Source organism: Paenibacillus sp. NPDC093718, from assembly GCF_050279985.1.
In the GTDB taxonomy this organism is placed as follows: domain Bacteria; phylum Bacillota; class Bacilli; order Paenibacillales; family Paenibacillaceae; genus Paenibacillus_AQ.
Window position 1 is genome coordinate 631,582 of record NZ_JBNNUS010000002.1, and the last position, 11,775, is coordinate 643,356.

9 protein-coding genes are annotated in these 11,775 nt (G+C 47.7%); 1 reads left to right on the plus strand and 8 read right to left on the minus strand.

The features are described 5' to 3' along the window. Positions 1-134: 134 nt before the first annotated feature. Positions 135-1,073 (plus strand): NAD(P)-dependent oxidoreductase, encoded by a 939-nt coding sequence (locus ACQKPA_RS08640; RefSeq protein WP_427491274.1) that lies wholly within the window; start codon positions 135-137, stop codon positions 1,071-1,073. Positions 1,074-1,197: 124 nt separating this feature from the next. On the opposite strand, the gene ACQKPA_RS08645 is transcribed toward ACQKPA_RS08640, so the two are convergent. The 8 genes from ACQKPA_RS08645 to ACQKPA_RS08680 all read right to left on the minus strand — a co-directional run bounded on the left by ACQKPA_RS08645 (position 1,198) and on the right by ACQKPA_RS08680 (position 11,765). Beyond that, positions 1,198-2,070 carry a carbohydrate ABC transporter permease gene (locus ACQKPA_RS08645; protein WP_427491276.1) on the minus strand — a complete coding sequence of 291 codons (873 nt, stop codon included), beginning with the start codon at positions 2,068-2,070 and terminating at the stop codon, positions 1,198-1,200. Between the two features lie 21 nt (positions 2,071-2,091). After that, positions 2,092-2,949 carry a carbohydrate ABC transporter permease gene (locus ACQKPA_RS08650; RefSeq protein ID WP_427491278.1) on the minus strand — a complete coding sequence of 286 codons (858 nt, stop codon included), beginning with the start codon at positions 2,947-2,949 and terminating at the stop codon, positions 2,092-2,094. Between the two features lie 115 nt (positions 2,950-3,064). Then, entirely contained in the window at positions 3,065-4,414 is a 1,350-nt protein-coding gene (locus ACQKPA_RS08655; protein WP_427491280.1) for an ABC transporter substrate-binding protein, read from the minus strand. Positions 4,415-4,815: 401 nt separating this feature from the next. Then, positions 4,816-6,417, minus strand: a complete 1,602-nt coding sequence (locus tag ACQKPA_RS08660) for a response regulator (protein ID WP_427491282.1) — start codon at positions 6,415-6,417, stop codon at positions 4,816-4,818. Further along, entirely contained in the window at positions 6,414-8,249 is a 1,836-nt protein-coding gene (locus tag ACQKPA_RS08665) for a sensor histidine kinase (RefSeq protein ID WP_427491284.1), read from the minus strand. The genes ACQKPA_RS08660 and ACQKPA_RS08665 overlap by 4 nt, the downstream gene beginning before the upstream one ends. A gap of 75 nt (positions 8,250-8,324) precedes the next feature. Beyond that, complete coding sequence (locus ACQKPA_RS08670) at positions 8,325-9,860, minus strand: extracellular solute-binding protein (protein ID WP_427491286.1); 1,536 nt, start codon at positions 9,858-9,860, stop codon at positions 8,325-8,327. A gap of 64 nt (positions 9,861-9,924) precedes the next feature. Then, a complete protein-coding gene (locus ACQKPA_RS08675; protein WP_427491288.1) occupies positions 9,925-10,794 on the minus strand; it encodes a carbohydrate ABC transporter permease in 870 nt (289 codons plus the stop codon). A gap of 2 nt (positions 10,795-10,796) precedes the next feature. Beyond that, positions 10,797-11,765 carry an ABC transporter permease gene (locus ACQKPA_RS08680; RefSeq protein ID WP_100536520.1) on the minus strand — a complete coding sequence of 323 codons (969 nt, stop codon included), beginning with the start codon at positions 11,763-11,765 and terminating at the stop codon, positions 10,797-10,799. Positions 11,766-11,775: the final 10 nt, after the last annotated feature.

An 11,775-nucleotide genomic window follows, 5' to 3' on the forward strand; every position in this document is an offset into this window, starting at 1 on the left:
TTTTTTCATTATTATGAATTTTTCATATATTGAAATTCTCACCTCTTATTTAAGATTAATAATAACGATTGACCTTGACATTAGTGTCAAGGTCTACACTATATTCGAAGCCAACACTCAAGGAGGAATAAAAGATGGCACCATCCAAACAAAATCAAGGCCAAATGATCGAACCTAAAGTTCGTGAAATTCAGCAAAACACCAACAAGGAGCATGTGACCGTGCTCGGGCTCGGCCCTATGGGCCAAGCGCTTGCCGGAGCATTTCTCAAGAACGGTCACGCTACAACGGTGTGGAACCGGACAGCTGCTAAGGCCGATCCACTTATTACACAAGGTGCAGTGCTTGCTCCGACTGTTCCGGATGCCGTACTTGCCAGCCAGCTTATTATCATCTGTGTACTCAATTATGATGCAGTCCGCTCCATTCTCTCTAATGCGACTAGCGCATTGAAAGGGAAGACCCTAATAAACCTGACAGCCGACTCTCCTGAACGTGCACGCGAAATGGCTGCTTGGGCAGCCGAGAACGGTATTAACTATATTGATGGTGCAATCATGACACCGATAACGACCATTGGGCAGCCTTCAGCCGTTGTTCTGTACAGCGGGCAAGAGAAAGTGTACCGCAGCCATCGAGAAACACTTTCCAGTCTGGGAGGGACCGCTTCGTTCCTTGGAGAGGATCCTGGTCGTGCCGCAGCCTATGATGTCGCATTGCTGGATGTGTTCTGGACAGCCATGAGCGGCTATGTGCACGCTCTGGCTATCGCACGCGCTGAGAACATTGCCGCGAAAGACATCGCCCCCTATGCGCACAATATCATTAACATTATGCCGGATATCATGACCTATATCGCACAAGATGTGGATCAAGGCGTTTACCCTGGTGAGGGCTCGAGTCTCATCTCCAATATGACAAGTATGGAGCATATCATCCACGTGGCCGAACATCACGGCATCGATAGCAGCGTTTTAAACGCAGCAAAAGCCATTGCCCAAAGAGCAATCCATGCTGGTTATGGAGAAGACGGCTTCTCACGCTTAGTCGAATTTAATCGCCCAACTTCTTAACATGCTGATTCGACTCTTGCTTCAAATTAAAAGCCTAATTGGAATATTACAACAAATAGGCAAGTCAAACAGGTGACAACAATGTCCCCTCTTGACTTGCCTATTCGTTGAGTTCGCTCTCTTCTTAACCCTTGACAGCTCCTTCAGTCAAGCCTTTCTGAATATACTTCGAGATAAACAGATATACAATCAGCACCGGAATAACGGTCAACGATACTGCCGTAGCCATCAGACCAAAGTCTGTTCCGTATTGGGAGCTGATCTCATTCAGCAAGGCAACGATCGGACGGACATTCTCTTTGTTTACAAAGATCAACGCTGAGAACAAGTCATTGTACGCCCACATAAATACAAATATGCTAGCCGATGCAAATACGGGCTGCGAGATCGGCACGAAGATCTTAACAAACATCTGCCATCGGTTACATCCATCCATGAAAGCCGCTTCTTCAAGCTCTTTCGGGATGGTTGCCATATAACCGGCAATAACCAAGGTGGCAAACGTCAGATTGCCTGCCGTTTGCGGGAAGATCAGGCCCCAATATGTATTGACCATGCTGGTTTTGATCAGCAGCTCGTATACCGGAACTACGGTTGCAAACGCCGGGATCAGCAAAGTCGCATACAGAATGGAATAGATGGTGCGCTTGCCTCTGAAGTTGAATCTGGACAGCACATAAGCGGCTAATCCCCCGAGCAGTAACACCAAGAAGACGGTACTGAAGGACATCACCAAACTATTGATATAACTTCTTCCGATATTGATGCGGTCAAATGCGTTCTGATAGTTCACAAACACCGGTTCCCATGCGATACCAAAGGAATTATTCATCACATCGCGAGAAACCTTGAACGAGTTGTTCACGATCCAGAATAACGGATAGATGGTTGTTAAGGACCACGCTGTCAAAACGACGTACATCAACGTGGTGCCTAAACTAAACCGACTCTTCCTAACGCGCTGAGTTTTGTGTTCAACGACGATGGTTGGCTCCATAACAGTACACCCCTATAATGCTTAGTATGTAATCTCGTCTCTTTTCAACAAACGGTTGGCAATTAACGCAAGCAGTACGCCAAAGACCACCATGTATATTGCAACCGCTGATCCGTATCCAAAGTTCTGATCCACCATGGCCTTTTTGTACATGTACGTTCCCAGTACTTCCGTTCCATTCTGGCCGCTTGTAATGACCCAGATGAATTCGAACACCTTCAACGTACCTGTAATGGCAAGGGTGATAACAACCTTGATGTCACTCATGATGAGCGGAATTGTAAGCATCGTTGTTTTCTTGAGCCCCGTGATTCCTTCCAGTTTTGCAGCCTCATAATAATCCGCCGGTATTTTGGACATGGCAGTTAAGAACAGAACGAAATAAAAGCCCACATAATGCCATACCGTTGGAATCGATACCGCCTTAAGCGCATTCTTCGCATCCAGCCACAAAATCTTCTCAATATTGAAGTTCACCAGCAAATTGTTCAGCAAACCGAAGTTGTAATTGTAGAACAATACAAATAATAAGGAAATGGCAGTACCGGAGATGACAACCGGGAAGAAAAAGACCGTTCGATAAAACCCTTTGAGCTTGGAAATGTTATCTACCAGGACAGCTAACACAAGCGCGATGCCCACCTGAAACACGATAACATAGAGCATGATTTCGAGCGTATGCAATGTTGCAGCGCCAAGCAGCTTATCCGTAACGAGTCGCTCGTAGTTAGACCATCCCACAAACTTTTTATCGAAAAAGCCGCTTGTGCGATAAAAGCTGAGATACAAACTCTTGAAGAACGGATAATATAGAAAGATTGTCATGATGGCTGCTGCGGGTAATAAAAACATCACAATATACTTGCGATCACCCTTCATATTAATCACCCTTGATGTTTATTTTTCTTCATCGTCCATGCCGAAATGACTACGCCGCCCAAATGAAAGCAGAGGGGCGGCGTAACGTCACTTTTATTACCGTTTCTGACGAAAACTATTTTTTGTTCGCATCTTCGGTTTTCTTCGCTTCTTCGATCGCTTGAGCAGGAGTTTTCTTGCCTTCCACTACAGGCTGAACGCTAGCGCGAAGGTTACCAAACGTTTCTTGCGAAACTTTACTGTCAACCGGCGCGCTGATGGAGGCTGCTTTCGCTGCCATAGCGAAACCGTCAAGAGCTACTTGCGGCAATCCAGTCACTTCTACGTCAGCCGCAGGTGTACCGCCGTTAGCCGAAGCGATTTTTTGAATGGACGCCGGGGAAGTCAGGTGTTTCAGCAATGCGATTGCTGCTTCTTTTTTAGCTGCATCATCATAAGTGGCTTTGGAGAGGTAGAAACCGGAACCGAAGCCGCCGACAATATCGTTACCGCTGCCAGCGCCGTCAGGAACTGTCGGGAATGGCAGAACTGTAGAGTTGTCACGAGTTTCATCGCTCCAACCGCCAATGGCCCAAGATCCTTCGATGGTCATGGCAGCCAGGCCTTCACTGTAATAGTTGCCGGACATGCTCAGGTCGATGGTTGCCGCATCTTTAGGGAATGCGCCAAGGTCATACAATTCTTTCATAGCCGCATACGCTTTTTCCCAATTTGGATCAATGCCTTCAAGCAGACCTTTGTTTTGGCCTTCAGGTCCTGCTGCAGTCAAAATGGTATGTTCGATCAGGTAGTGCGATTGGTCAAATGGTACGGACAAAGGAATAATGCCTTTGGCAGATAACGTTTTCACTGCTGTGGTCAATTTCGCCCAGTCTGTTGGAAGCTCCAAACCATTTTCTTCGAAGATTTTTTTGTTAACGAACAAGCCTTCATAGAAACCGGTCAATGGTGCAGCGTAAATGTTACCGTCTTTTTGCTTGGCAAGCTCGAGTGCATCAGGAATGAAGCCGTTCTTCCACTCAGCGTCCGCGTCGAGAATTTCGTTCAACGGCACAACTTTACCGGCATTGACGAATCCTTCTGCGTCAGCCCCGATGAAGTAGAACAACAAGTCAGGCTCGTTGCCGCTGTTCATGTCGGTGTTCACTTTCGTTCTGAAACCGTCATCATTTGCTGACATGGTGTCGTTGTCTATCTTCACGTTCGGATGTTCCTTCGTGAATTCATCCAACGCTGCCTGGAAGGCTTCGCGAGCTGCGTCAGTTCCTCCGAAAGTCGAGAACACGCGGAGTGAAACCGGAGCGGCTTCATCCTTCTTATCATCTGCCGGCGGAGTTGTTTCCGTCTTCGGAGTTTCTCCTCCTCCAGTAGCAGGAGTGTTGGTGCCACTGTTGTTACCGCATGCTGCGAGGAACATGGAGAGCAGCAACATGACACTCATGAGTAACATGGAAGTCCTTTTCATTTCTAATCCCCCTAAGTATTTTTTTCAGAACCCTATGTAAATACTTGCTGTCTACCAGAATTTTATTCCAAGCCCTACTGGTTTCAAAGGGGGACATTCATCTTTGGCAGGGGGAAATTTTTCCATATTAATCTTTTATTCGTTTCACGCCTTCCATTCTTAGAGTAGGAATGTGCTAGGTAACGAAGAGGTTAGGCTAAAACTAAGAGATGATAGATAAAGGTTAGTGATAGATTCTTTCTATTGTGAATTTTTCATGTATTGAAACATTACAATCTTATTGCTTCCTTATTGACTTCTTACATAGCACAGCAAAAAAAGACCAACCCCTTCCTAACGGTTGGCCCTACCCTGAATCCCCTCATATCATTCATCTACTCTCGGATGAGCGAATCTGATCTCTAACTATGCTTAATCTCACTCGGCAGAACCCCCCAATACTTCTGAAATACCTTCGAAAAGAAACCGCTATTGATGTACCCTACTTGTCTCGCAGCCTGCCCAACCTGTCCCCCCTCCTGGATGAATTGCTTGGCCAGCGTCATCTTGCGTTTAAGCACATATTGGGAAAACGACTCACCAACTTCATGCTTAAATAGTCGGCTTAAATAGGACTTGTTTACATATAACCGATCCGCGATCAAATTCAGGCTTAAGTCCTGACCGATTTCCTCGTCGACAAGGACAAGTAAACGCTGAATCAATTTATGTCCGCTTGGCTGAAGGCGCTTTTGCGAATGGGTCGTAATCTTACGTACAATCCGGTGCAGGGTTTGCTGAATTTGTTCCCTTGATTGAAGGTTCAGCACACTGTAAAAATAAACGGCATCCTCCCCCACCATTTGGCGCAAGTTCCACTGTTGTTCGCGAATGACGCGGAGCAAACCATGCATGAGATAGAGCAGCTTCTCCTGTACCTCCTCTACCGCAGATGCTTGTCCGAACACCTTCTCCAACAACCGATCAAGCGCCGCTTCCGCTATTTGAATATCTCCAAGCTCGATTCCTGTTTCAAGTGCTCTTTCATCAGAGGCAATCGTTAAATTCGCCGAATCATCTTCCCCCAGTTCATCCGCATAAGGGATCGCAAGGTCATGTCCATATACGACTCTTTTCCGAAGTGCATTCTGAGCCTGAGCATATAACATGGGCAGATGCTGCAGTCCAGTCGCGATACTGCTGATTCCCGCACTTGCAGTCACTTTCAGACACTCTTTTAACATGGACAACACTTTGGTTGTGGTAAAGCTGACACGAAGCTGGAATTCACCTGGGACCTCCTCGGGCCTGCTATGAAAAATAATGACCGTAGAGCCCTTCGCATCCTGAAACAATTCGGAATCCATGCCTGATATCACGTCAAACGCAATGCTTCGCAGTGAAAATTGAAGCAAGAGCGTATCCTCTGCCCGAAATCTCCCCCCGTCAATCAATGGATCCGGCTCCAAGACCACAACGGATAATCGTCGTTCCGCTTCAAACGGGATCAACAATTCCTTGCTTCGGCTTTCATATTCCCAATCGGCAAAGGTTCCGGAAATGCAATTATTATAAAAAGTTTCCTGCAGTCTCGGCAGATGATTCCTCCATTTCGAGACCAACATCTCATAGTTATGCCGCTTCTCCAACTCGCTTTTCAGGATAGCTGCCGCTTCCAGAACGGCCTGCAGGATCTCATCATTGGTTGCAGGCTTGATCAGGTATTTGAGTACACCGGACTCCATGGCGGAACGCGCATATTCAAAATGTTCATAACCGCTGAGAATGATCATTTTCACCATTTCGTTGGACTCGTGAATTCGCTTCGCCAATGTGAGTCCATCCATTTCCGGCATCCGAATGTCCAGCACAATGATATCCGGGCGGGTACGCTCCATCATTTGAAGCGCTTCATTCCCATTTTCCGCAAGAGCAACCACGTCGATGCCATTCTCTTCCCAGGGGATGGTTCCCGCCATTCTTGCCCGGATACCGATCTCATCTTCCACGATCATTAAATTCATGCCCCGTCCCCCTCCATGTACCGGATACTTCTGCATTCAACCCGCGGTATATACAATCGAATACGCGTTCCAACCAGTTCATCACTATCAATCACTAGATCTGCCTTCTCCCCGTAATGCAGTTTCAGCCTGGATTTCACGTTTCTCAAACCGTATAATTCCGTGTCCGTCCGGTCCCTACCCGCCGAAAGATCCAAATTCATCATGGAGATTCCATCCAGTTGCCGTTGAATGTACTGCAGACGATTCGGCGCCATTCCAACACCATTATCCTTCACTTCGGCAATGAACCATTCCCCATCGTTCTCTGCAGAAATTTCGAGTGCCCGGCCGCCAAGTTTGCGCTCAAGTCCATGCAAAATCGCATTCTCCACTAACGGCTGCAGCAGCAGTTTAAGGAGCAGGACATCTTCCGTACCTTCTCCCATCCGATATGTGACTTCAAAATCAAAACGCCTCTGCTGCACTTTAATATAATAGTTCAGATGGTTAAACGTCTCCGAGACCGTGTAGTGTTCCTTTCCCTTACCCAGGCTGTATCTCAAAAACTTGGATAAATTGATGACCATCTCTCCCACATCGTCGGCGTCGCTTAAAACCGCTGCCGAATAGATCGAATCCAGCGTATTGTACAGAAAATGAGGATTGATCTGCGACTGCAGCAATTTGAATTCCGTCTTCGTCAGCAAAATCTGCTTCTCATACACATCTTCGATCAAGTGCCGCTGCGCACTGGCCAGATGATTGAACGTATCCATGACATACCCGAACTCATCCTCCCTTCGATGGATGATTTGGGTATCGAGCTGTCCCCTCCTCATGTCCTTCATCGCGGCTACCATCTTCTTCATCGGTTTGGATATGCCGCTGTAAACGATCCACGATATCCATAACGATATCAACACGCTTACGGCGATGATCAAGTACGTCCACCCTTGCAAAGTGCGCGATTCCTGCAAAATATCCTTCTCGGGCTGTATCATGACGAGTTTCCAGCCCGAATCCTGTGACGTTACCCGAACCACAAGCATCCGCTCAGGGTAACCTGGTAGATGGCCTGCAATCAGATCCTTGCCTTCGTCCGGCCAGGAGGGAGGAGTCGCAGTGCTGCTTGCCGTCGTAGCAATTAATTTCCCGTCCTGGGTAAACAGAAAAGCCTCTGCATGGCTGCTTGGAAGCAAACGCCTCAATTGGCTGACAAAATAATCCTTGCTCAGCGGCAGTATAACGATATTTTTGTTCCGCTCAGGATTGAGCAGACTCATCCGCCTCATAACCAGCATGACGTTCTCGTTATAGATCGGGTCTATCATATGATTCGCGTTGTACCGGTTCTCTTCCGGGAAGAATATCGTGATTTTCCCATCGGCTTCGATTGCCTGCCTGACCCATTCCAGCTGCTCCGGATTCTGTTCTTTTTGATACCCGGTGGTTGACAATAATATGCCGGAATCGTAATGAAATAAGGACGCCTTCGGAGCCATCCGGTTAACAGAGGAGATGGCGGCGATTTGCTGATCAATCCACTGAAAATCCAAAATCGATTGCGGCGTGAGCACTTTGCCGGCATATTCGAATCTGCGGTTAATGTCATAATTGTTCGCAAGGACCGTGGTCAGCTCATACACCCCCTGCATCGTAAGGTCTATATAATGGACGACGGACTGCATGGCGCTTTGCGTACGATCGCCAATCTGATTTTTTAGAATCGTGCGCGAGCGATGATTCGAAAAGGTGGATATCACAACGAGGGGGATAAGGATCAGAATAAAATAACCGGTAAGCCGCAGCTGAATCGATTGCCTGAAACGGTTTTTCCATGTTCTGATCATACCAGCATCATCCTTGTCTACATAAATCAAAGTGAAGGCGCCTCTAGAGGAAGCCCCTTCACTTTGTTATTCAGCTTATTTGTTCATCTTTGCATAATTCTCGTTCACCTCAGCAGTGATGGATTCACCGCCCTGGCTCTGCCACTGTAACACGTATTGATCGAATGCTTCGACCGGCACAGTCCCCATGATGATCTTCGTAAACGTCTCCTGCATCAGCTTGGTCAATTGCACCCCGTTTTTGCCCATGCTTGGCGTCGGGGGTCCGTAGTATTCGTTCTTGATCAGGTTGCTGCTGATCCGCGTCACGTTATCCTTAAGCTTGAATTCAGGACCGAGCGCATCAAGCCGCTGATAATCAAGCTCCTGATCCCATGGAGCGGCATAGTCCAAAATGTTGTTGCGGTAGACGTGCTTGTTGTGCTCCTCAAAGTCCATGACCAGCTTGCCGTTTTCCCTCTTCGATATGTTGTGCTCCGGCAAACCGAGTTTGATCGGCTCATGGCCTTCACCATTGGCAAAATTGAACATTTTGATGACTTCATTCGCCTTCTTGCTCTTTGCAGGCACGATGCTATAGCCCATCACCATGCTGGAGGCAACGACGCCGGACTTCCCGTCCTGGCCCACCGGATAGTCAAGGGGAATCCATTCCGCCTTCGGATCGTTAGTCTTATTCGTCAAGATCGGCCCCCGCGTATCAAACCAGGTTGCTGAGAACAGGCCGGCTTTGCCGCTGGCTACTTTCTCTTCGATATTGTTGTTCTTGTTCAGCACCCATTCCGGATCAATCAGCTGTTCTTTATAGAGGTCCGCCAGGAACTGGAGAGCTTCCTTCGTTTCTGGCAGAATGGTGGCATTCACCAGCTTGCCGTCTCTCATCACCCATTGATTGACCGCAGACGTACCATTGAACGGTACGCCGAAGGAGCCGAAGAATGGCGCCGATCGGATGAGATTTTCCCCCATCAACAAGCCGACCGTGTCATCCTTGCCGTTACCGTCCGGATCATTCTGAGCAAATTGACGCATCACATTCACATATTCATCCAGCGTCTTCGGCGGTTGCAGTCCCAGATTGTCAAGCCAATCTTTACGCACATACATCAAATCGTTACCGAGAATATAATTGACCGCTGGCACCGCGTAGATGTTACCGTCCACCGTAACAGAGTCCCATGCTTCCTGTGGAACCGACTTCTTCAGATCGGGACCGGACTCCTCGATAACATCATTCAGCGGCTGCAGCGCCTTTTGGTTTACCATGTTAATGAACCAGGAAGCATCCTGCGTAAATATCATGTCAATATCGTCGCCGGATGACATCATTACATTCAGCTTGTCCTGATAGCCGTCCGAGGGCGGGTATACCACATGCACGTCGATATTGACGCTATCATTGACGTATTTTTGATAGGGGTTGTTGTTCTCGTTCATACCATCCAAAAATTTACGACCAAAGTTAGGCTGCACAATATTGATGGTCGGCCTTTTGCCGACCTCTCCTGAATCGAGACTACCAGAAGCCTCCTTCCCGCCTCCGCATCCACTGAGCAAACCGGCCGCTATAGTGGAGATCACCAATACTGACAACATGTTTCGCAATTTCATACTTTCAGCCCCTTTATATAAAAATATTACGAAATGTAAACGGATACAAGAACAATATGTCCTATTACCCCTTGACCGAGCCGATCATAATTCCCTTCACAAAATATTTCTGAAGGAACGGATACACGAGCAATATTGGCAATGTGCTCGCTATCAATGCTGCGGCTTTCAGCGACTCCACCGCCAGGAGCTGCCGTTCCAGGCTATCCGTCGTATTGATGTTGGATTGCCCCGACATCACAAGCTCTCGCAAATAAATTTGCAGCGGCTTTAAGGAAGAGTCGGTAACGTACATGACCGCATCGAAGAAAGAATTCCATTGTCCGACCGCATTAAACAAGGCGATCGTGGCAATCACCGGCATGGACAGGGGAACTACGATGCGAAATAAAATCCCGAGATTGGACGAACCGTCGATTCTTGCTGATTCCTCCAGTTCATTCGGGATGGACTGAAAGAAATTTTTCATGATAACCACATGAAATGCATTAACGGCACCCGGAATGACATAGGCCCAGAAAGTGTTCATCAGATGCAGCTCCTTGATTACCAGGTATGTCGGGATCATCCCGCCGCTGAACAGCATGGTAAAGACAATGAGGAACATGATAGGACCGCGGCCTTTAATGTAATATCTTGATAGAGGGTACGCAAGCAGCATGGTCATGACTACGCTGATGATCGTTCCCACAACCGTCCGCTGCACACTGACGAGAAAAGATTGAACGAACCCGGGGTCATTGAACACCTTCACGTAAGCTTCCGTCGTCCATTCTACCGGCAGGAAGGAGACTTCGCCGGATACAATCGCCCGGTAGCTGCTGAACGACTGGGCCAGAATGTGAATGAAGGGCGCCAAAGCCAGAAGCCCAAAACAGACAAGCGCAAAGTGATTGATGCCGCTGAACCATTTTTCTCCCTTTGACATTTTCATAATCAGTAGATCCCTTCTTGACCCGTTCTTTTAACGGCTTTGTTGACGATAACGACCAGCACCAGACTGATGACGGATTTAAGCAATCCAACCGCAGTCGAATAACTGAACTCGGACTGACCGATACCAATCCGGTACACATAGGTCTCAATCACGTCGGCAACATCATATACGAGCGAGTTATACAGAACGAATATTTGTTCAAACCCCACATCAAGGATGCTGCCAAGCCTAAGCAGGAACAGCACGATGATTGTCCCTTTAATGGATGGAAGGGTTACATGCCACAGCTGCTTCCACTTCCCTGCACCGTCCATGACGGCTGCCTCATACTGCTGCTGGTCAATGCCCGCGAGAGCCGCAAGATAGATGATGGCCCCCCAACCGACTTCCTTCCAAATATCGCTGATGACCAGCACCGATCGAAACCAAGCCGGATCCGCTAAGAAAAACACGGGTTCGAATCCAAGCCATTTCATGATTTCATTGACTGCGCCCGTTGCAGGAGATAAGACGTTTACCAATATACCGCCTAAAATGATCCAAGACAGAAAGTGCGGCAGGTAAGCAAGCGTTTGGATCGTCCGCTTATAAAACATGCTGCGGATCTCATTGAGCAGAAGCGCTAGGATGATGGGACCCGGGAAACCCCAGAACAGCTTATATAAACTGATAATGACCGTGTTCCAGAACACCTGATAGAATTGGGGATCATGAAACAGCCGTACAAAGTGGTCGAGTCCTACCCATTCGCTTGCATTAAATCCTGCAAATATGCTGTAATCCTTAAAGGCGATCACAATTCCCCACATCGGAAGGTACTTAAAAACGAGAAAATACACGATACCAGGAACCATGATCAAGTACAAATCCCAATATTGCCTGAGGTTTGCGAAACGTTTTTTGTTTAAGACCGTATCGGTGCTGGTACCGGACGGTCTGGGCACGGTGACAGCCTTATGTTGTGCCACGGCATTCACC